General features: G+C 71.2%; 19 protein-coding genes and 1 riboswitch. Of the genes, 12 read left to right on the forward strand and 7 right to left on the reverse strand.

The genetic code is table 11. The annotated features are described in order from the left end of the window. Positions 1-64: 64 nt before the first annotated feature. The 5 genes from H9623_RS14385 to H9623_RS14405 all read left to right on the forward strand — a co-directional run bounded on the left by H9623_RS14385 (position 65) and on the right by H9623_RS14405 (position 5,845). Entirely contained in the window at positions 65-1,012 is a 948-nt protein-coding gene (locus H9623_RS14385) for a dimethylarginine dimethylaminohydrolase family protein (protein WP_193720724.1), read from the forward strand. Continuing rightward, positions 1,009-2,334, forward strand: a complete 1,326-nt coding sequence (rocD, locus tag H9623_RS14390; protein WP_193720725.1) for an ornithine--oxo-acid transaminase — start codon at positions 1,009-1,011, stop codon at positions 2,332-2,334. The genes H9623_RS14385 and rocD overlap by 4 nt, the downstream gene beginning before the upstream one ends. Before the next feature lie 10 nt (positions 2,335-2,344). Continuing rightward, a complete protein-coding gene (locus H9623_RS14395; protein ID WP_193720726.1) occupies positions 2,345-3,610 on the forward strand; it encodes an aminotransferase class I/II-fold pyridoxal phosphate-dependent enzyme in 1,266 nt (421 codons plus the stop codon). Between the two features lie 268 nt (positions 3,611-3,878). Beyond that, positions 3,879-5,003 carry an ATP-binding cassette domain-containing protein gene (locus H9623_RS14400; RefSeq protein ID WP_193720727.1) on the forward strand — a complete coding sequence of 375 codons (1,125 nt, stop codon included), beginning with the start codon at positions 3,879-3,881 and terminating at the stop codon, positions 5,001-5,003. Continuing rightward, positions 5,003-5,845, forward strand: a complete 843-nt coding sequence (locus tag H9623_RS14405; RefSeq protein ID WP_193720728.1) for an ABC transporter permease — start codon at positions 5,003-5,005, stop codon at positions 5,843-5,845. The genes H9623_RS14400 and H9623_RS14405 overlap by 1 nt, the downstream gene beginning before the upstream one ends. A gap of 74 nt (positions 5,846-5,919) precedes the next feature. Here H9623_RS14405 and H9623_RS14410 read toward each other — a convergent pair whose 3' ends face one another. The 3 genes from H9623_RS14410 to H9623_RS14420 form a co-directional block, all read right to left on the reverse strand. Further along, a complete protein-coding gene (locus H9623_RS14410) occupies positions 5,920-6,870 on the reverse strand; it encodes a universal stress protein (RefSeq protein WP_193720729.1) in 951 nt (316 codons plus the stop codon). A 286-nt stretch (positions 6,871-7,156) separates the two neighbouring features. Then, positions 7,157-7,945 carry a C40 family peptidase gene (locus H9623_RS14415; RefSeq protein WP_193720730.1) on the reverse strand — a complete coding sequence of 263 codons (789 nt, stop codon included), beginning with the start codon at positions 7,943-7,945 and terminating at the stop codon, positions 7,157-7,159. Positions 7,946-7,947: 2 nt separating this feature from the next. Then, a riboswitch (cyclic di-AMP (ydaO/yuaA leader) is annotated at positions 7,948-8,110 on the reverse strand. A 267-nt stretch (positions 8,111-8,377) separates the two neighbouring features. Beyond that, positions 8,378-9,094, reverse strand: coding sequence for a metal-dependent transcriptional regulator (locus tag H9623_RS14420; protein WP_193720731.1), 717 nt, complete (start codon positions 9,092-9,094; stop codon positions 8,378-8,380). A 133-nt stretch (positions 9,095-9,227) separates the two neighbouring features. On the opposite strand from H9623_RS14420, the gene serC reads away from it, so the two are divergent. Further along, complete coding sequence (serC, locus tag H9623_RS14425) at positions 9,228-10,361, forward strand: phosphoserine transaminase (RefSeq protein WP_321575457.1); 1,134 nt, start codon at positions 9,228-9,230, stop codon at positions 10,359-10,361. Between the two features lie 125 nt (positions 10,362-10,486). On the opposite strand, the gene H9623_RS14430 is transcribed toward serC, so the two are convergent. Both H9623_RS14430 and H9623_RS14435 read right to left on the reverse strand, forming a co-directional pair. Next, positions 10,487-11,830 carry an MFS transporter gene (locus H9623_RS14430; RefSeq protein ID WP_193720732.1) on the reverse strand — a complete coding sequence of 448 codons (1,344 nt, stop codon included), beginning with the start codon at positions 11,828-11,830 and terminating at the stop codon, positions 10,487-10,489. Then, positions 11,827-12,294 carry a MarR family winged helix-turn-helix transcriptional regulator gene (locus H9623_RS14435; protein ID WP_193720733.1) on the reverse strand — a complete coding sequence of 156 codons (468 nt, stop codon included), beginning with the start codon at positions 12,292-12,294 and terminating at the stop codon, positions 11,827-11,829. The genes H9623_RS14430 and H9623_RS14435 overlap by 4 nt, the downstream gene beginning before the upstream one ends. 107 nt (positions 12,295-12,401) lie before the next feature. Between H9623_RS14435 and H9623_RS14440 the strand changes: the two genes are divergently transcribed. Further along, positions 12,402-12,869: a hypothetical protein gene (locus tag H9623_RS14440; protein WP_235534045.1), complete on the forward strand. Its 468-nt coding sequence runs from the start codon at positions 12,402-12,404 to the stop codon at positions 12,867-12,869. 124 nt (positions 12,870-12,993) lie between these two features. On the opposite strand, the gene H9623_RS14445 is transcribed toward H9623_RS14440, so the two are convergent. Continuing rightward, positions 12,994-13,740 carry a DUF6270 domain-containing protein gene (locus H9623_RS14445; RefSeq protein WP_193720734.1) on the reverse strand — a complete coding sequence of 249 codons (747 nt, stop codon included), beginning with the start codon at positions 13,738-13,740 and terminating at the stop codon, positions 12,994-12,996. Between the two features lie 5 nt (positions 13,741-13,745). Beyond that, the gene (locus H9623_RS14450; RefSeq protein WP_321575458.1) at positions 13,746-14,849 is read right to left on the reverse strand and encodes an LCP family protein; all 1,104 of its coding nucleotides are present in this window, start codon (positions 14,847-14,849) and stop codon (positions 13,746-13,748) included. Positions 14,850-15,158: 309 nt separating this feature from the next. Here H9623_RS14450 and H9623_RS14455 point away from each other — a divergent pair, with 309 nt between their 5' ends. From H9623_RS14455 to wecB, 5 genes are read left to right on the forward strand one after another with little or no spacing between them, the layout of a single operon-like run. Then, the gene (locus H9623_RS14455) at positions 15,159-16,391 is read left to right on the forward strand and encodes a glycosyltransferase family 4 protein (RefSeq protein ID WP_321575459.1); all 1,233 of its coding nucleotides are present in this window, start codon (positions 15,159-15,161) and stop codon (positions 16,389-16,391) included. Continuing rightward, positions 16,388-18,136, forward strand: coding sequence for a glycosyltransferase family 4 protein (locus H9623_RS14460; protein ID WP_193720736.1), 1,749 nt, complete (start codon positions 16,388-16,390; stop codon positions 18,134-18,136). The genes H9623_RS14455 and H9623_RS14460 overlap by 4 nt, the downstream gene beginning before the upstream one ends. After that, entirely contained in the window at positions 18,133-19,074 is a 942-nt protein-coding gene (locus H9623_RS14465; RefSeq protein WP_193720737.1) for an ABC transporter permease, read from the forward strand. The genes H9623_RS14460 and H9623_RS14465 overlap by 4 nt, the downstream gene beginning before the upstream one ends. Next, positions 19,061-19,996 (forward strand): ABC transporter ATP-binding protein, encoded by a 936-nt coding sequence (locus tag H9623_RS14470; protein WP_193720738.1) that lies wholly within the window; start codon positions 19,061-19,063, stop codon positions 19,994-19,996. Before H9623_RS14465 ends, H9623_RS14470 begins: the two co-directional genes overlap by 14 nt. 2 nt (positions 19,997-19,998) lie before the next feature. Beyond that, a complete protein-coding gene (wecB, locus tag H9623_RS14475; RefSeq protein WP_193720739.1) occupies positions 19,999-21,123 on the forward strand; it encodes a non-hydrolyzing UDP-N-acetylglucosamine 2-epimerase in 1,125 nt (374 codons plus the stop codon). Positions 21,124-21,133: the final 10 nt, after the last annotated feature.

Genomic DNA, 21,133 nt, shown 5'->3' on the forward strand with positions numbered 1-21,133 from the left:
GCAACGACGCACGACCCCGCACCGTCGCACGTCCCACGCCCACCGAGACCCGACAGAGGCGCAGATGACGACCAGCACACCGGGACCCACGCGGGTCCCCCGGCACTACCTCATGTGCCGCCCCACGTACTTCACGGTCAGCTACGAGATCAACCCGTGGATGGACCGCGCCCGACCCGTCGACACCGCGCTCGCCGTCTCCCAGTGGGAGCGCCTGCGCGACGTGTACCTCGACCTCGGGCACCGCGTCGAGCAGATCGCCCCCGAGCCCGGCCTGCCGGACATGGTCTACGCGGCCAACGGCGCGACCGTGGTCGACGGCCTGGTCTACTCCGCGCTCTTCCGCCACCCCGAGCGCGCCCCCGAGGGCCCCGCCTACCTCAAGTGGTTCGCCGACCGCGGCTACGTGACCCACTCGGCCGACCACGTCAACGAGGGCGAGGGCGACCTGCTCGTCGCGGGCGACGTCGTGCTGGCCGGCACGGGGTTCCGCACCGAGCGCAGCGCGCACCAGGAGGCCGCGAACCTCTGGGGCCGCGAGGTCGTCACGCTCGAGCTCGTCGACCCGCGCTTCTACCACCTCGACACCGCGCTCGTGGTGCTGCGCGGCAGCGAGGGCGCGCCGCGCCTGGCGCCCGGCGGCGCACCGCCGCCGTTCCTCGCCCCCCTGCCCGACGGCGCCGCTCCCCCACCCGAGGCCCCGCACCTCGCGCCCGCCCCCGCCGCCCAGGTGCCGCTCGACCTGGCCTACTACCCGCCCGCCTTCTCGCCCGCCTCCCAGGAGGTCCTGGCCGAGAGGTTCCCCGACGCGCACCACGCGACCGAGGACGACGCCCTGGTGCTCGGGCTCAACGCCGTGAGCGACGGGCGGCACGTGGTCCACACCCCGGCCGCGACCCACTTCGCGGGCGCCCTCGCCGAGCGGGGCTACGAGACGATCGCGGTCGACACGTCCGAGCTGCTGCGCGGCGGCGGCGGCGCCAAGTGCTGCACGCTGGAGATCCGGTCATGAGCGCGCAGAGCCAGGCCGTCCCGGCCGCCGCGACCACGACGGGCAGCGCCGCGCCCGCCGCACCGGACCGCGCGACGGGAGCGACGCCGTCGGGCGGTGCGCACCCGGGCTCGCTCGCGCACAACTACCACCCGCTGCCCGTGACCGTCGCGACCGGTGAAGGTGCCTGGGTCACCGACGTCGACGGTCGACGCTACCTCGACCTGCTCGCCGGGTACTCGGCCCTGAACTTCGGGCACCGCCACCCCGCGCTGATCGACGCCGCGACCGAGCAGCTCGGGCGCGTGACCCTGACCTCGCGCGCGTTCGACCACGACCTGCTGCACCCCTTCGCGGACCGCCTGACGCAGCTCGTCGGGCCCCTCGTGCAGGACGGAGGGCCGGGTGCGGTCCCGATGATGGTCCCCATGAACACGGGCGCCGAGGCGGTCGAGACCGCGATCAAGATCGCCCGCAAGTGGGGCTACGAGGTCAAGGGCGTGCCGGCCGGGCGGGCGAGCATCGTCGTCGGGCACGGGAACTTCCACGGCCGCACCACGACCATCGTGTCGTTCTCCGACGACCCCGACGCGCGCGACGGGTACGACCCGTTCACCCCCGGCTTCCGCCTCGTGCCCTACGGCGACGCGCAGGCCGTCGCGGACGCGATCGACGAGACCACGGTCGCCGTCCTCATGGAGCCCGTCCAGGGAGAGTCGGGCGTCGTCGTCCCCCCGGACGACTACTGGCCCGCGCTGCGCCGCGTGTGCGACGAACGCGGGGTCCTGCTGGTCGCGGACGAGATCCAGTCCGGCCTGGGCCGCACCGGGACCACGCTCGCGTGCGAGCTGTGGGACGTGAAGCCGGACCTCGTGACGCTCGGCAAGGCCCTGGGCGGGGGTGTCGTGCCCGTCTCTGCGGTCGTGGGGAGCAGCGACGTCCTGGGGGTCCTGACGCCCGGGACGCACGGGTCGACGTTCGGCGGCAACCCGCTCGCGTGCGCCGTCGGGCTCGCGGTCGTCGGGCTCCTCGAGACGGGCGAGCACCAGGCGCGCGCCCGCGACCTGGGGACGCACCTGCACGCCCGGCTCGCACGCCTGGTCGACGAGGGGCTGCTGACGGGCGTACGAGGCGTGGGGCTGTGGGCCGGGATCGACCTCGACCCCGCCCGCGGGACGGGCCGCGACCTGTGCGAGGCGCTGCTCGCGCGCGGCGTCCTGGCCAAGGACACCCACGGCTCGACCATCCGGCTCGCTCCCCCGCTGGTGATCGACCGTCCAGACCTCGACCTCGGGATGGCCGCTCTGCGTGACGCACTGACGCAGCTCGCCGCAGATCGGTAGAGTCCGGAGGGTGACCACTCCTGCCTCCGACACCTCCACCCGCCTCGCCGAGTGGCAGCAGGCCTACGCCGACCTGCAGTCCCTCGGCCTGAAGCTCGACCTGACCCGCGGCAAGCCGTCCGCCGAGCAGCTCGACCTCTCCGACGCCCTCCTGGCACTGCCGGGCGCAGGAACGGTCACCGACGAGAACGGCACCGACGTGCGCAACTACGGCGGGCTCGACGGCCTGCCGCAGCTCCGTCGCATCTTCGCCGAGCTGCTCGACGTCCCCGTGGACCAGCTCCTCGCAGGCGGCAACTCGAGCCTCACGCTCATGCACGACACGCTCGCGTTCGCGATGCTGTTCGGCGTGCCCGGCTCGCCGCGTCCCTGGTCGCGCGAGGAGAAGGTGCGGTTCGTGTGCCCCGTCCCGGGGTACGACCGTCACTTCGCGCTGTGCGAGGCGTTCGGCATCGAGATGGTGACCGTCCCCATGACGGCCGACGGGCCCGACGCGGAGGCCGTCGCCGCTCTCGTCGCGGACGACCCGACCATCAAGGGCATGTGGGTCGTGCCGACCTACGCCAACCCGGACGGGTCCGTGGTCTCGCACGAGGTCGCCCAGCGCCTCGTCTCGATGCCCACCGCGGCCCCCGACTTCCGCATCATGTGGGACAACGCGTACGCGGTGCACCACCTCACGGACGTCGAGACCGAGTCCGCGCCCGCGCTCGCCCTGGCCGCGGAGGCCGGCAACCCGGACCGGGTGCTGCTCTACGCGTCGACCTCCAAGATCACGTTCGCCGGGGCGGGCGTCTCCTTCCTGGGCGCCTCCCCCACCAACGTCGCCTGGTACAAGAAGCACCTCGCGGCGCAGGCGATCGGCCCGGACAAGGTCAACCAGCTCCGCCACGCCCAGTTCTTCGGCGACGCCGACGGGGTGCGCGCCCACATGCGCAAGCACCGCGACATCATCGCGCCCAAGTTCGAGGCCGTGGACACGATCCTGCGCGAGCGCCTGGGCGCGGAGCCCGGCGTCTCCTGGACCTCGCCGCGTGGCGGGTACTTCGTGTCGCTCGACGTCGTGCCCGGCACCGCGTCGCGCGTCGTCCAGCTCGCCAAGGAGGCCGGGATCGCCCTGACGCCCGCGGGCGCCACGTTCCCGTACGGCAAGGACCCTCGTGACGCCAACATCCGCCTGGCCCCGACGCTGCCCCCTCTCGACGAGGTCCGCGTCGCGATCGACGGCGTCGCGACGTGCGTGCTCCTCGCGGCAGCCGAGAAGGCGGCTGCCTGACGCCCGCCTGCACATCGCCGTACCCGACGGGCGGCCGCGGACCCCTGGTCTGCGGCCGCCCGTCGTCGCATGATGGAGGTCTCGGTCGCTGCGGCGCCCGCCCCCGTCGGCTCGGTCGCCTGGTGGACAGGGTCGCCCGGTCGCGACAGGACGTGGCAGGACGGGCCGACGCGACCAAGGACCCGGCCGCCCGGGGCACCGATGAGTTCTCGCTCCTCCCGCGGTCGGAACTGGACAGACCCGTGCACCACCCCTGAAGGGAGCACGCATGACCAGCCCACCAGATCTCGCGATCGAGGCCCACGGCCTCGTGAAGCACTTCAAGGAGACCCGCGCCGTCGACGGGATCGACCTGGTCGTCCCGACCGGCACGGTCTACGGGGTCCTCGGCCCCAACGGCGCGGGCAAGACGACGGCCGTCCGCATGCTCACGACCCTCCTGCGCCCCGACGCCGGCACGGCCCGCGTCCTGGGGCACGACGTCCTGGCCCAGCCCGACGCGGTCCGCTCGCTCGTGGGCCTCACAGGCCAGTACGCGTCGGTCGACGAGGACCTCACGGGCGCCGAGAACCTGATCGTGATCGCCCGCCTGTACGGCTTCACGACCTTCGCCGCCAAGCGCCGCGCCCTCGACCTCATGGAGGCGTTCGGGATCCTCATGGAGGCGTTCGGGATCGCCGAGGCCGCGAACCGTCCCGTCAAGACGTACTCGGGCGGCATGCGCCGCCGCATCGACCTCGCGGCGAGCCTCGTCATGAGCCCTCGCGTCCTGTTCCTCGACGAGCCGACCACAGGGCTCGACCCCCGCAGCCGCAACCAGGTGTGGGACATCATCCGGGTCCTCGTGGCCGACGGCGCGACGGTCCTGCTCACCACCCAGTACCTCGAGGAGGCCGACCAGCTCGCGGACCGCATCGCCGTGATCGACCACGGCAAGGTCATCGCCGAGGGCACCGCGACCGAGCTCAAGCGCTCGGTCGGTGCGGGGTCGGTGAGCCTGCGGCTCGCGGCCTCCGGAGACCGCCCCCGGGCCGCGGAGATCGTCGAGCGCACGCTCGGGGCGGAGGTCGTGCTCGCGGCGGACCCGTACGCGTTCTCCGCGCGCGTGCCCGACGACGGCGCCGACCTCGCGGCGCAGGTCCTGCCGGCCCTCGCGGACGCCGGGATCACGGTGCCCGAGTTCACGCTGGGGCAGCCGAGCCTCGACGAGGTCTTCCTCGCCCTCACGGGCCAGCCGGTCGACGAGGGCGACGAGGACGGCGAGAGCCGCCCGGCCGGCGGCGACGGCGACGGGGGCGACCGGTCCACGCGCCGGGGACGGCGCGCTGCCCGCGGCAGCGCCCCCGGGGCGCGCGGCGAACCCAGCAGCACGATCGACGGGGAGGTGGCCTGATGGCCGCGACACAGACCGAGGTCATCACGACCCCGGAGGCGCAGGCCCTCCGGGCGGCGATCTCGATGGACCAGCACCCGACACGACCCTCTCCGCTCGCGAACACCCTGACGTTCGCGTGGCGGGCGCTGCTCAAGATCAAGCACGTGCCGGAGCAGCTCTTCGACGTGACCCTGACGCCGATCATCTTCACGCTCATGTTCACGTACCTGTTCGGCGGGGCGATCGCCGGGGACCCGGAGACGTATCTCCAGTACCTGCTGCCCGGCATCCTGGTGCAGACGGTCCTGATCATCACGGTCTACACGGGGTTCACGCTCAACACGGACATCACCAAGGGGGTGTTCGACCGGTTCCGGTCGCTGCCGATCTGGCGGCCGGCCCCCATCGTGGGCGCGCTCCTGGGCGACACCGTCCGCTACACGATCGCCTCGGTCATCACGGTGGGCCTGGGGCTCGCGATCGGGTTCAGGCCCGAGGGCGGGGTCGTCGGGGTGCTCCTGGCGGTCGTCCTGCTGCTGGTCTTCGCGTTCGCGATCAGCTGGATCTTCACGATCCTGGGCCTCGTGATGCGCACGCCCAACGCGGTCATGGGGGTCTCGATGCTGATCCTCATGCCGCTGACGTTCGCGTCGAACATCTTCGTGGACCCGGACACCATGCCCGCGGTGCTCAAGGCGTGGGTCGAGGTCAACCCCGTGAGCCACCTCGCGACCGCGGTCCGGGCGCTCATGGCCGGCACGGCGACGTTCGACCAGATCGGCTGGGTCCTGCTCGCCTCCGTGGTCCTGACCGCGATCTTCGCGCCGATCACCATGCACCTGTACCGGACGCGCAACTGAGCGCTGCTCGCCGGTGCCTCAGGACGGGCGCGACCCCGCGGTCGCGCTCGTCCTGACGCTGCCGTGGACGGCTCTCAGCTCGCCGACGCCCCGTCACCGGCGGCCGGGACCTTCTCGTCCTCGCAGCGCTTGGTCACGACCATGACCGGGCAGGCCGAGTGGTGCAGCACGGCCTGGCTCGTCGAACCGAGCAGCAGCCCGGTGAAGCCGCCGCGCCCGCGCGAGCCCACGACGATCAGGTCCGAGGCCGTCGAGAACTCGGTGAGGAGCTCCGCGCCGGTCCCGTCCAGGACGATGCGCTTGATGCTGACGTCGGGGTTCTCGGCCTCGTGCCGGTCCACGATGACGTTGAGCCCCTCGGTGATGTCGTCCAGGACCTGCTGGTGGTCGATCGAGGCGGGCAACCAGGCGAGCAGCCCCGCACCGGCCCCCACGGGGACCCCGGCGACGGCCACGAGCTCGGCCTTCCACGCCCGCGCCTGCTTGATCGCGTGCCGCAGGGCGATGTCCGCCGAGGGCGACCCGTCGACGCCGACGACGATGCGCTTGAGCGGGGCGACGGTCGGCAGGTCGCCTGCCTCGTCCGTCCCCGACTTCAACGGCACGACGACGGTGGGGCACCGGGAGTGCGCGGGGAGCGCCGAGGACACGGTCCCGAGGAGCCGTTCGGTGAACCCACCGCGCCCCCTCGTGCCGACCACGACCAGGCCGTAGTCCTTCGAGAGCTCGACGAGGACGCCGGCCGCGTCGCCGGTCGCGATCGCCGCGGTGGTCCTCACGCCTGCGGCCTCTGCGCGCTGGGTGGCCTCTGCCAGGACGGCCTTGGCGCCCTCCTGGATGGCGGTGTCGTCGAGAGCGGCGTAGCCGCCGTCGAGCGAGGCCGCGGTGAAGGAGGGGAGCGAGTACGAGCACACGACGTGCAGGGGCCAACCGACCTGGCGGGCGTACGCAGCAGCCCAGTCCAGCGCGTGCAGGCTGGGGGCCGATCCGTCGACGCCGACGAGCACGATCTCCGCACGGGTCATGGTTCCGTCTCCTTCCGAGGGCAAACGTCCATCCTGAGACAAACCTATCGAAAGAACAGGCAAAGTCCACTGTGGTGCCGGGGTTCGATCGACCGCGCGTCGCGACCGTCCCGGAGGCCTGGGGCCGCCGCCCCGCCCCTGCCGCTCACCACCCCGACCCAGCCCGGGCAGGGCGGGGTCCCACCGGGTACGACAGAGCCCCGCCACCCCGCACGAGGCGGGAGGACGGGGCTCTGGTGGACTGCGGAGATCACTCCCGCGCGGCCTCGGAGGACCGCGGGTGGTCTCAGGCGACGCGGATGAACGTCGGGTTCGACTGCCAGATCTGACGGACCTGGATGGTCTTGCCGGGACGCGGCGCGTCGATCTGCATGCCGTCACCGGCGTAGATCGAGATGTGGCCGGGGGTCCAGATGAGGTCACCGGGCTGAGCGTCGGCACGCGACACCTTGGTGCCCACGTTGCCCTGGCCGCTCGACGTGCGAGGCAGGCTGATGCCGGCCTGCGCGAACACGTACTGGGTGAAGCCCGAGCAGTCGAAGCCGTCGGGCGAGGTGCCGCCGTAGACGTACGGGACGCCCACGTAGCGGGTGGCGATCGAGACGATCGAGGAGCCGGCGGCGGAGGCCGGGACCTCGACGGCAGCCTTCTTCTCGGTCGTGGCCGTGCTGGCCGCAGCGGTGGCCGTGCGCTCGCTGGAGCGCGACGGGGTCGTGGTGGCGCGGGTCTCGACGACGCGCTCGACCACGGGCTCCGGAGCCGGGGTCACGGCGACGGCCGCGCTCTCGATCGCGAAGCCGGCCTCGGCGGCGACCGTGACGGCCGGAGCGGACTCGAGCGCCGCGCGAGCCTGCGTCGTGAGGGCGTTCAGGTCGACGGTGTTGAGCTTGGTCGAGTCCTGCTCGACGGGGGCTGCGGTGGCAGCGGTGCCGCCCAGCATCGAGACGATGAGTCCCGACGAGGCAGCGACGACAGCGGTGCGGCGGCCGACGGAGGAAGCCGTCGCCGCCGAAGCAAGGGTGGAAAGCGGGCGTCGTGCTGCACGATGGCGTGCGCCGTTCGTCACTGCGTTCACTGGATACCTCTCCTGGACGCCTGCGAGGTCAGCTGTCGGGTTCGGGTGGGAGAATCACCCGGCCGTCAGGACCGAGGTCCTTCAGGCTTCACCCCAAGGGCACCGTTGCCGGTACCCGAATTTGGGTCCCCCGTCCCTGTCAGCGGGTCGTGGTGTTCCTCTCGCGGTGACAGGGTTAGGCGTTCCGCGCGAGGGCTCCGACGAATGAGTCTTCCGTGAAGCAGAACCGAACGTACACGACCCGGGGGTGAATGTCACGTTCCCGTCACGACGTTCCGGAAGGGCCGGGCAGAGCGGGACGAAGCACCACAAGACCGCCGCCCGGGAGCCCCTGCGGGGCCGCCGCGCGGCTGACCCCCGACCGACCCGGACAGCACGCCGCCCCGCGCCCCCGGGAGGGCGCAGGGCGGTGGGAGCCGTCGTGCGCTGCGCTCAGGGCGCCGAGACGAAGATGTGGCGAGCGACGTCGTCGGGCAGGTCGAGGACCGTCTCCGCGCCCGTCGCGGACACCGTGAACGCCCCGGCCTCCGGCGTGACCACGACCTCCTGGCGAGGCAGGATCCCCGCAGCCGCGAGACGCACGAGGAGGTCCGTGTCCGTCTGGAGCGGCTCCGCGATGCGCTGGACGACGACGCGCAGCTCACCAGGAGCGCGCCCCGCACGGTCCTGGGCGGCCACGAACGCCGGCAGGGACACCACGCCGTCGAGGTACTCGATCTCCTGGATGTCCTCACCCAGCTCCGAGAGCCCGGGGATGGGGTTGCCGTAGGGGTCGTAGTGCGGGTGGTCGAGCAGGCCGATGAGGCGCTTCTCGACGAGCTCGCTCATGACGTGCTCCCAGCGGCAGGCCTCGACGTGCACGAACTCCCAGTCGAGCTTGATGACGTCCGTCAGCAGGCGCTCCGCGAGGCGGTGCTTGCGCATGACGCGCTGCGCCTTCGCGTGGCCGTCGGGGGTGAGCTCGAGGTGACGGTCCCCCGTCACGACGACCAGACCGTCACGCTCCATGCGCGCCACGGTCTGGGAGACGGTGGGACCCGAATGGCCGAGACGCTCCGCGATGCGCGCGCGCAGAGGGACGATCCCCTCTTCGTCGAGCTCGTAGATGGTCTTCAGATACATCTCGGTGGTGTCGATCAGGTCGGTCACGTCGCGCTCCTGTCGCTTGGGGGCTCGGGGGCACCTGCCGCACCGGCGGGCCGCTGACCACTAGTTTAGGTCCGAGCCACCGACATTGTGGACGCCTGCCGGTGCGTGCGCCACGCCGGACTATCGTGGCCCTGTGCCTGAGCCCACCCAGATCACCGTCCCCCCGCACCTCCTGCCCAGCGACGGCCGCTTCGGCTGCGGCCCCTCCAAGGTCCGCGAGGCCCAGGTCCGCGCACTGACCGAGGCGGGCACGTCCCTCCTGGGGACCTCCCACCGCCAGGCCCCGGTCAAGTCCCTGGTGCGCCGCATCCGCTCGGGGCTCGCCGACCTGTTCGACGCCCCCGAGGGCTACGAGGTCGTCCTGGGCAACGGCGGCGCGTCGGCGTTCTGGGACGTCGCGACGCTGTGCCTGGTGCGCGAGCGCGCCCAGCACGCTGCGTTCGGCGAGTTCGGCGCCAAGTTCGCGACCGCGACCACGCGGGCGCCCTTCCTCGAGCCGTCGCAGGTCGTCACCGCTCCCCCGGGGTCGGTCGCGGTGCCGCGGCTCGCGGACGGCGTCGACGTCTACGCGTGGCCCCACAACGAGACCTCGACGGGCGCCATGGCCCCGGTCCGCCGGGTCCCGGGCTCGCGCGAGCAGGGGGCGCTGACGCTCGTCGACGCGACGTCGGGCGCGGGCGCCCTGCCGGTCGACCTCGCGGAGACGGACGTCTACTACTTCGCGCCGCAGAAGGTCTTCGGGTCCGACGGCGGGCTGTGGGTCGCGATCCTGTCCCCCGACGCCGTCGCGCGCGTCGAGGAGATCGAGTCCGGCGACCGCTGGGTCCCCGAGTTCCTCTCGCTCCAGGCGGCCCTGACGAACTCGCGTCAGGACCAGACCCTCAACACGCCCGCGGTCACGACGCTCGTGACGTTCGCCGAGCAGGTCGACTGGCTCAACGAGCAGGGCGGCCTCGCCTGGTCGAGCGCCCGCTCGGCGACGTCCGCCGAGACCCTGTACTCCTGGGCCGGGGCGCGCGAGTGGGCCACGCCGTTCGTGACGCGCCCCGAGGACCGGTCCACCGTCGTCGGGACGATCGACCTGGACGAGTCGATCGACGCGACCCAGGTCATCGCGGCCCTGCGCGCCAACGGAATCCTCGACGTCTTCCCCTACCGCAAGCTGGGGCGCAACCAGCTGCGCATCGGGATGTTCCCCGCGATCGAGCCCACGGACGTCGAGCTGCTCACGCGCAGCATCGACTTCGTGGTCGACGCCCTGGCCTGAGTCACCGCGACGCAGACGTGGCCCGCCCCGGGAGGACCGGGACGGGCCACGTCCGTTTCACGCACCTGCTCGCCGCGACCGCCCGGACCGCCGAGCGGTGCCGCCGGGCTCACGGCCGAGCGGGGTCACGCCGCCTCGGCGACCTCCTGCGCGTCCTCGACGCCGAGCCGCTCACGCGTGTCGCTGCGGCTGGCGCGCCGCGCGGCGCCGCCCGCGGGGTAGGTGACCAGGAGGTGCGGGCGCTGGGTCACGCGGTAGGAGACCGTGAACTTCCAGTTCCGCATGGCCCAGATCGCGGCGCCCACGGAGACCAGCAGGGCCGTGATGGACCCGATCCCGATCGCCCAGCGCGGACCGTACGCCTCGGCGATCCAGCCGACGATGGGCGCACCCACGGGCGTCGCGCCCAGGAACACGATCATGTAGAGCGACATGACGCGCCCGCGCATGACGGGGTCGGTCGTCATCTGGATGGTCGTGTTGGCCGCGGTCATCATGGTCAGCGACATGAAACCGACCGGGATGCACGCGAGCGCGAACGTCGTGTAGCTGGGCATGAGCGCCATGACGCCGGTCGCGACCGCGAACCCGAACGCCGACCCGATCACGAGCCGCACGCGCGGCCGCTCGCGGCGCGCCGCCATGAGCGCACCGGTCAGGGAGCCGATCGCGAGGATCGACCCGAGCATGCCGTACTCGCCCGCGCCCATCCCGAACTCGACGCGCGCCATCATGGCGGACGTGAGCTGGAAGTTGAGCCCGAACGTCGACACGACGCTCAGCACGACCATGATGACGATGATGTCGGAGCGGCCGCGCACGTAGCGGATGCCCTCGCGGATCTGCCCCTTCTCGCGCGAGGCGCTCGGCAGCCGGTGCATCTCCCGGGTCCGCATGCGGGACAGCGCGAAGATCGTCGCCCCGAAGCTGATGCCGTTGATGATGAAGACCCAGCCGGTGCCCACGGCGGCGATGAGCAGGCCCGCGACGCCGGGGCCGATGAGCCTCGCGGCGTTGAACGACGCGCTGTTGAGGCCCACGGCGTTGGAGAGCTTGTCGCTGGGCACCATCTCGGCGACGAACGTCTGGCGCACGGGTCCGTCGAGCGCGGACACGCAGCCGAGCGCGAGCGCGAACCCGTACACGTGCCACAGCTCGACGTGCCCCGAGAGCACCAGGGCGCCGAGCCCGAGCGCGAGCAGCCCCGAGGCCCCCTGGGTCGCCATGAGCATCTTGCGGCGCGGGAGGCGGTCCGCGAGGACGCCCGCCCACGCGGACAGCGCGAGGACCGGCGCGAACTGCAGGGCCGTGATGACGCCGACGGCGACGCCGGAGTTCGCGGTCAGGACGGTCAGGACGAGCCAGTCCTGCGCGATGCGCTGCATCCAGGTCCCGACGTTCGCGACGAGCGCGGAGCCGAACCACAGGCGGTAGTTGTAGTACTTGAGCGAGGAGAACGTCGCGCTCATCGGGCGGCGATCCGGGTCAACAGGTCACTGGCGCGGGCCAAGGTCTCTCTTTCCTCCGGGGTCAGGGCGGTCAGCTGCTGGGTGAGCCACGCGTCGCGGCGGCGTCGGGTCTCCTTGACCTCGAGCACGCCGGCGTCGGTCAGCGCGACGACGACCTGGCGCCCGTCCGTGGGGTGCTCGACCTTGTGGACCAGGCCGAGCTCGACGAGCGCGTTCACGGTGCGCGTCATGGAGGGCGGCCGGATGCGCTCATGCGTGGCGAGCGCGCCGGGGGTCATGCCGCCGTGCTTGTGGAGCACGGTCAGGACCCCGAACTGTCCCTCGGGAAGGTCAGCTCCTCCGCGCCGCGAGCGCAGCGCGCGCGAGACGCGGGTCAGGGCGACGCGCAGGTCACCACCGAGGGTCGCGGGCCGACACTGCGCCTTCGTGGGGGACGAGGACGTGATCGGTTCCGCAGCAGGCATCTCTTTACCTTAACTCATTACCTTAGGTAAGGAAAGGGTTCGGGTGGGACGAGAACGCTCCCGACGGGGCACCCGACTCGCCCCGAACGTCCGCTATGGTGTGCGCCGTGCATCAGGAACTCACCCTCGCCGAGACGCTCCACCTCCTCGGGCTCATGGGCCGCAATCTGCCGTCCTTCATCACCTCCGTCTCGGGGCGCGACGACGCGCTCGACCTCGTCGCGGAACCGCGCCAGGTCAAGCGCCTGCCCGCCCCCCTCAAGCTCGCGACCCGCCTCGCGCCCACGGTCCGCGCCACGCTGCGCGTGGTCGAGGTGACCGACGGCGTCGCGACGTTCTCCGTGGACGCGCACGCGGGCGGCTTGCCCGCGCACAAGCTCCTCGGCCTCGCCGCGAGCCGGATCGAGACGGTCGTCACCGCCAAGGGGCTGCCGGCCGGCTCGGTGCGCGTCCTGCCCGACGCGAGGATCGCGCTCGACGTCCAGCGTCTCCTCCAGGCCCGCCTCCCCGGCGCCAGCGTCGCGGACGTGTCGTTCCGGGACGGGCTCGTCGTGCTCGACGGAACCGCTGCCTGACCGACCTCCCTGGGCCCCTCGACCCGTCCCGCCGCTGAGCGACGCCCCGCGACGCTCAGCGGCGGGACCAAGCCACTGTTCAGTGGCGGGGCAGGCCGCTCTCAGCGCCCGGCGACGCCGTCGCTCAGCGGCGGGGCGACGCCGTCGCGCGGTCCAGCAGGTCGAGGAAGGTCCGGTAGTACTCCTCGACGTAGTGGACGGGCGAACGACCCCACCGGTGGTCGGGGTCACCGACCACGAGGTGCGCCGGCACCCGGACGAACTGGTTGGGCGCGAGATCCTGCCGCAGCCGCCCGTACATGTACTCCAGCAGATGGTTCGCGTCGGCCGACGCCTGGTAGTCGAACGGTGCCCCGTCGGCACAACGTTCGGCCCAGCGGGCCTGATGCACGACGATGCGGTCCGCCAGACCGGCCGCCCGTGCCTCGGCCATGAAACGACGACGACCGGCCTCCCAGGCCATGAGGAAGTGGATCGATCCGGGAAGGACCCGGTGGAGGTCGGGCGAGATGCCGTCCGCACGCAGGAGCTCCGCCGACGGGGTCCCGACGCCTGAGCGGTCGTCCACCAGGAGCCCGTAGCGCTCGTCGACGAGGTCGACGACGATCACGTCCGCCCGCACGTCGGCGAGGTCGCGCCAGAAGTGCTTGCCCAGGTCGCGATCGACCATCCGTCGCTGGAAGGGGGACGGGATGGTCGAGGTGTCGACCCCCTGAAGGCCGTGGTCGGCGAACGCGCTCGCGAGCGAGCTGCGCGCAAAGTAGTCCACGAGCTGGAAACCCGACTCCCCCGGGAGCGCGAACGCGTCGCGCGTGACGCAGCTCCCGTGGATCAGGACGGACCGCGCAGCGTTACCTGTCGAGTCGCTCAAGGCCGTCACTTCACGGTCGCTGGGAGCACCGTGAGCACTCCCTTGTTCTCCTCGACGAACTGCGCGGCGGTGTCGCTCGCGAACGACGCCATGAGGGGGTCGAGCAGCTCACGGTTGAGCACCACGATCGACTGGCCGTCCGCCGAGCGTCCCGTGCCGTTGTGCGGAGCCGTGAGGAACGCGACGTCGTTGGTCGACAGCCCGCGCGCACTCATGTACAGGTTCTGGATGCGGTCCATCGTGAACTGCTCGTCGACCGCCACGGACTGGCTGAAGGCGGTGAAGAACGACGTCATGAGGGGCACGTCGTTCCGGTTGTTGTTGACCTTGGCGAGGATCGAGCGCATCCAGTTCTGCTGGCGCTGCGCACGGCCGAAGTCCCCGTTGGGCAGGCCGTGCCGCTGACGCGTGTAGGCGAGGGCCTGCTCGCCGGTCATGATGTGCACGCCGGCCTCGAACTGGACCTTCTTGCCGTCGCTGATGTCCTCGGGGATGCGGATCTGCACGCCGCCCAGGGCGTCGGTCAGCGACGTGAAGGACGTGAAGTCGGTGAGCGCGAAGTGGTCGATCCGCACGCCCGTGAGCTGCTCGACGGTCTCGATCATGAGCGCCGGGCCGCCGTAGGAGAAGGCCGCGTTGATCTTGGCCTCTCCGTGACCCGGGATCGGCACCCAGCTGTCACGGGGGAACGAGACCACCTGAGCGGACTTCCGGTCGGCCGGCAGGTGGACGAGCATGATCGCGTCGGTGCGCTGCGCCCCCGCCTTCCACTGCGACGGGTCCCCCGCCGAGATGCGGCTGTCCGACCCGAGCACCAGGATGTTGACGGCCTCGTTGGGCAGAGCAGGGTCGCTCGGGGCAGCCTCCGGCCGGTTCTGGATACCCTCGAACGGGTCGGCGAGCTTCTCGATGTTGCTGTCGAGGTTGTTCCGGAACGCGACGACGGCCGCGACGCCTCCCAGGCAGAGCACCGCAACGAGCGCGCCCAGGACGATCAAGGCGGTCCTGGTGCCGTGCCTGCGCTTGCGGACATGACGACGCCCAGCCCCGACGTCGCCGGAACCTGGGGTCGACTCGGTCCCGACCGGGAGCAGCTCGTTGTCTGACACGGGAGAGATCCTAGGGGACCTCACGCCGCCCCGGCCCCGAATCTGGCGCCCTCGCGCGGATGTTCACCCCACCTACCCAACTCTTGGCGTGCCAACGACCCTCTCGCGCGGCGATAGACTGTGGAGGTTTCGCGTCGAACACGTGGGACACACGTGCAATATTTCGGGCCGAACCGGCCCACACCACGAGCGGTGTCGATGTCGACCTGCCGGGATCACTGAGAGAAACCAGGGGACATGGCCGGTCGCGCACCGAGGGGGGCGCTCCACGCGCGGCAGAAGCCGTCGTCGGGGCATCGCGTCCTCCTCGTGACCCATCACTACGCACCCGAGACGGGGGCCCCGCAGCGCCGGTGGGGGGCGCTCGTCGCCCGGTTCATCCCGGCTGGCGTCGATGTGAGCGTCCTCACGCCACCCCCGCACTACCCCTCGGGAACCCTCGCCCCCGGCTCTGAGGCGCACCTGCCCGGGACGGTCTCGCGTGGCGCGCACGGTGAGCGCATCATCCGCGTGCGCTACCGGGAGCACACGACGTCGCTCGTCTCCCGCACCCTGGACCATCTCGTGGCGGCCCTGAGCTCGATCCACCTGGGGTGGCGGCGTCTACGCCGACGGACCGTCCGCCCCACGGTCGTGATCGGGACCGTGCCCGGGATCCCGAGCATGTTCGCGGCCTGGGCGCTCGCGCGGATCTTCCGCGCGGCCCTGGTCGTCGAGATGAGAGACGCCTGGCCGGACCTCATCCGTCCCAGCGGGATCATGACCGGCTCGCTCGCCCAGCGTCGCCCTGGGCGGGCGTTCGCGACGACGCTCGCGCACCGGGTCATCACGCGGCTGCAGTCCCGCGCCGACCTGGTGGTGACCACCACGGAGACGTTCGCCGACGTCGTCCGCTCCCGAGGCGCCCGCAACGTGGCCGTCGTGCGCAACGGCACGGCGTTCCCCGTGGTCAGCCGCCCCGCCGTGGCTGCGGGCACGGACCTCGCGCCCCGTCCGTTCCGCGTCGTCTACGCCGGGACGCTCGGCAGGTCCCAGGGCCTCGAGGTCGTGGTGCGCGCCGCTGCCCTGGTCGAGTCCCGCGGACTGCCGATCGAGGTCAGGATCGTCGGCGCCGGCAACGACGCGACGCAGCTCGCCGGGCTCGCCAGGTCGTTGGGTGCCCCGGTGACGATCGGCCCGCCCATCCCGCACGCCGAGATCGACGCCCTCTACAACTGGGCCGACACCCTGGTGGTCTCGCTGCGCGACTGGGAGCCCTTCCAGTGGACCGTGCCGTCCAAGCTGTACGAGGTCATGGCATCGGGTCACCACGTCACGGCGTGCGTCGCGGGAGAGTCTGCCGAGCTGGTCCTGTCGCTCGAGGCGGGCGACGTGGTGCCGCCCGGTGACGTCGAGGCCCTCGCGAACCTCTGGGCGGGCTACGCCACGTCCGGGATCGCGCCCGTCGCGAGTCACGCGGCCAGCGCCTGGGTCGCGGCCCACGCGAACGACGACGTCCTCGCCGAGACCTACCTCGCGCTGCTCGACGGCCTCACCCGATGAGCGGTCTGTCCTCCGCGCGCGAGCTCGCGCGCAACGTCCGCTTCGCCGCGTCCTTCGCGACGCATGCGCTCCTCGACGACCCGGTGTGGCTCGCGATCCAGGCCGTACGGCGCGCGCCGTCCCGGGTCAGAGCTGTCGTGGTCCGCGCACTGGGGCTCGCACCGTCCCCCTCGGCCCCTCGCGCTCTCTCGCGCTACCTCGCAGGTGACTCGTCCGGGGCTGCCGACGAGTCGTCACGACTGCTCCAGAAGTCGGGCGGGCGCTCGCGCATCGGCGCCGAGGTCGCCGTCGCCGTCGGACGCCCCGACCTCCTCGACGGCGTGCCCTCCCCCGGCCCTGCGGGCCTGCGGGCGCTGTGGCAGCGAGGGGACGTCACGGCCCTGCGTGCTGCGCACGCGTCGGGTCGCGCCGAGCAGCGGGTCCTGTCCAGCCTGCTGGGTCAGGTCGATGCGCTCGCTCCGCGCGCGGAGGTCCGGTCGCGGGTGGTCGTCCCGTCCTCCCCCGGCCCGACGGCGCCGCTCGCCGTGCTGCACCACCTCACCAACTCGTTGCCTCACACCCAGAGCGGGTACACCCTGCGTTCCCACGCGGTCCTCACCGCGCAGCGCGACGCGGGGATGCGGGTCGAGGCGACCACGCGTGCGGGCTACCCCGTGACCATCGGGTCGTTGGGCGCGCGCGCGGTCGACGTGGTCGACGGGATCTCCTACCGACGGCTCATCCCGTCGGGGCTGCCGAACGATCCGGCGCGCCGGTCCTCGGAGGCCACGGACCTTCTCGTCCGGGCCCCGGAGGCGTTCGAGCCCGACGTCCTGCACACCACGACGCCCGGGACCAACGGAGAGGTCACCCGTGCCGCCGCGGAGCGGTTGGGGATCCCGTGGGTCTACGAGGTGCGCGGGCTGCCCGAGGAGACATGGGTCGCCTCGCACGGCACGCCCGAGGCCCGCGAGGTCGCGGAGCGGTCCGAGCGGCGCGCTCTTCTGCGCGCCAAGGAGACCGAGCTCGCGGTCGCCGCCGACGCCGTCGTGACCCTGAGCGCGACCATGCGCGACGAGCTGGTCTCCCGAGGGGTTCCGTCCGAGCGGATCTCGGTCGTGCCGAACGCTGTGCGCTCCTCGCTCCTGACGGAGCACCCTGCGCCTGCCGCTGCCCGCGCGTCGCTGGGGCTGCCCGAGGTGTCGTTCGTCGTGGGCACGGTGAGCAGCCTCGTCGGATACGAGGGGCACGACACGATCCTGCGCACCGTCGCGCTGCTGCGTCAGCGTGGTCTGGACGTGACAGCGCTCGTCGTGGGCGACGGCGTGGCCCGGCCAGGCCTGCTGCGCCTGGCCGACGAGCTGGGCCTGGGGCCGCACGCGATCCTCCCCGGGCGGGTGCCCCACGAGCAGGCTGCGCTGTACATGGCTGCGCTCGACGCCTTCCTCGTGCCGCGCCGCGACGACCGCGTGACCCGCCTGGTCACGCCCCTCAAGCCGGTCGAGGCCATGGCGATCGGGCGTCCCGTGATCGCGAGCGACCTGCCGGCCCTGGCCGAGGTGCTCGACGCGCCGCGCGGGGGGCTGCTCGTCGCCCCCGACGACCTGCCCGGGTGGGCGGATGCGATCGAGTCGCTGCAGCACGACCCGGCCCTCGCCGGCGAGCTCGTTGCCCGAGGTCGAGTACTCGCGGGCGAGCGCACGTGGGCGAAAAACGCGGATGCGTACCGGGGTATCTACCGACGTTGCCTAGGATTCACCGCATGACCGCATCATCGAAGGCTCCCACGACGGGGCAGACGGAGGGGAAGGCCAGCCCGGTCGACCTCTACTCGATGCTCTTCGAGGGGCCCGAGACCAAGGTCGAGGTGATCTCGGCGGGGCGCCTGACGCGGGTCGGGGCGCGTCCGCCGCTCGGCGAGTACATCGCCCAGCTCTGGGACCGGCGCTACTTCCTGTGGGCAGACGCACGCGCCAAGGTCACGAGCGGGACACGCGAGACGCTGCTCGGCACCGCGTGGCTCGTGCTCAAGCCGATCCTGGACGGGCTGACGTACTTCCTGATCTTCGGACTGCTGCTGCAGTCCGGCCGTGGGGTCGAGAACTTCGTCGGGTACCTGATCATCGGCACCTTCCTCTTCTCGTTCACGACGCGCTGTGTGACGGGGGGCGCCAGGTCCATCACGGCCGGACGGAACCTCATCCGAGCGTTCGCCTTTCCCCGTGCGGCACTCCCCATCTCCGTGGTGCTCCGCGAGATGCTCAACATGATCCCCGTCCTGGCGGCTATGTTCGCGATCATCCTCGTTCTCCCGCCCTCCGAGGTGCTCACCTGGCGCCTTGTACTGGTCCCACTTGTCCTCGCACTCCAGGTGATCTTCTGTACTGGCCTCGCTCTGTTACTCGCGCGTGCAGCCGCCAAACTTCCGGACCTCAACCAACTCATCTCGTTCGCGATGCGTCTATGGCTCTATGGATCTGCGGTCTTCTTCTCCTATGAGAAATTCATCGACCACCCCACGATCTTGTCGCTCATGGAAGCCAACCCGATGTTCATGGTCCTGACCATCGTGCGCAACAGTCTTCTCTACGGTCTGGACTCACCCGGATCCATGTGGCTCGCCCTGAGTGCTTGGGCCTTCGGTGCTCTGATCGTGGGCTTCCTCGTCTTCTGGCAGGGGGAGGAGTCGTATGGCCGTCTCTGATCCGTTCGCCTCGGCGACTGTGGCGGTCCAGGATGTCCACGTCCGCTACCGCGTCCCGTCGACCGACATGGCCGAAAGGCGCCGAGCGAACCCCCTAGCACGTGCCGCCAAGACGCTCCTGGGTCAGCAGCCCATGGTCTTGGTGCGCGCCCTCGCCGGCATCTCGTTCGTCGCTCGATCCGGTGAGCAGATCGGCATTGTCGGTCAGAACGGCTCGGGCAAGAGCACGCTGCTACGCATCATCGCGGGCCTCGAGAAGCCGGCGCGCGGACAGGTGCTCGCCGAGAGCAGCCCGGTTCTGATCGGTGTCAACGCCGCGCTCGTCCCAGACCTGTCGGGTGAACAAAACGTCCGGCTCGGATGCCTCGCCATGGGCCTCTCCCCCGAGGAGACCGCCCTGGCTGTTCCGGACGTCATCAAGCTCGCGGGTCTCGGGAAGTCCATCTACCTTCCCATGAAGACGTACTCGTCGGGCATGGGCTCTCGCCTCCGCTTTGCCATCGCGACGGCAGCGAACCCGGACATCCTTCTGATCGACGAGGCCCTGGCCACGGGGGACGCCGCGTTCAAGGAGCGCAGCGAGGTCCGGATGGAGAAGCTCCGCGAGAACGCGGGCACCGTCTTCCTCGTGAGCCACGCCGCCCAGACCATCGAGGAAACCTGCACCCGGGCTATCTGGCTCAATCACGGCCGTCTCATCCTGGATGGTCCCGCCGAGGATGTGGCCTTGCGCTACCGCAAGTGGGCTTGGGCGATCGCCAAGGAGAAGCCCGAGGAAGCCAAGACGATCATCGAGGACGCGCTCAGCGAGCGTGAGGACACGTTCGTCAAGATCGAAGAACCCCCGGGGAAGCTCTACACCCCCCGCCACGTACGAGGGCAGCGGCCGAAGACCCGCGCCGACAATGCAGAGAGTAGGTAGCGATGCGCCCCCGCATCATGACCGTGTACGGCACCCGTCCTGAGGCCATCAAGGTGGCTCCCGTTATCAAGGCACTCGAGGCGAGCGACGAGTTCGACAGCGTCACGGTGGTGACGGGCCAGCACCGCGAGATGCTGGACCAGGTCAACGAGCTGTTCGGGATCGTGCCGGACCACGACCTGAGCATCATGAGCCACGGGCAGACCCTCGCGCAGATCTTCGCGCGAGTGATCGACGGGCTCGATCCGATCCTTGAGAAAGAGGAGCCCGCGGCCGTGATCGTCCAGGGTGACACGTCGACGTCGACGGCCGCTGCCCTCGCCGCGTTCTACCGCAAGATCCCGGTGATCCACCTCGAGGCCGGGCTGCGGAGCGGTGACATCTCCTCACCGTTCCCCGAGGAAGCAAACCGCAAGATCACGACTCAGATCGCAGCACTGCACCTGGCGCCGACGGACGTCTCCCGGGCCAACCTGCTGGCTGAAGGGGTCGATGAGTCGACGATCGTGATCACCGGGAACACCGTCATCGATGCGCTCCTCATGACCGTCGGCAAGGACCGTCCCTTCGCGGACCCGGCGCTGGAAGCCCTGGCGGCCTCAGGCCGCCGCATTCTTCTGGTGACCACGCACCGCCGCGAGAACTGGGGCGGTGCGATGGAGAGCGTCGGCCGCGCGCTCGCTCGCATCGCGCTGGCGTTCCCCGAGCTCGAGATCGTCCTTCCCGCTCACCGGAACCCGATCGTCCGCGAGGCTGTGCTCCCCCACCTCGTCGGCCTCGCGAACGTCACGGTCACGGAGCCCCTGGGGTACGGCGAGTTCACCAGGATGCTCGCGCTCTCGACCGTCATCCTGACGGACTCGGGCGGCGTCCAGGAGGAAGCACCCAGCCTGGGCAAGCCCGTCCTGGTGATGCGTGAGAACACAGAGCGCCCTGAGGCTGTCACCGCGGGCACCGTCCGCCTCATCGGAACCGACGAGGAGCGCATCGTCGCGAGCGTCACCGAGCTGCTTACAGACACCGCGACCTACCAGAGCATGGCCCGTGCACTCAATCCATACGGAGATGGGAAATCGCGCGAACGCGTTCTTCAATCTTTGAAGAACTTAACGTCGTCTAGGAAATAAGACAGCCGGT

Origin of the sequence: Oerskovia douganii, from assembly GCF_015142735.1 — a bacterium.
GTDB lineage: Bacteria > Actinomycetota > Actinomycetes > Actinomycetales > Cellulomonadaceae > Oerskovia > Oerskovia douganii.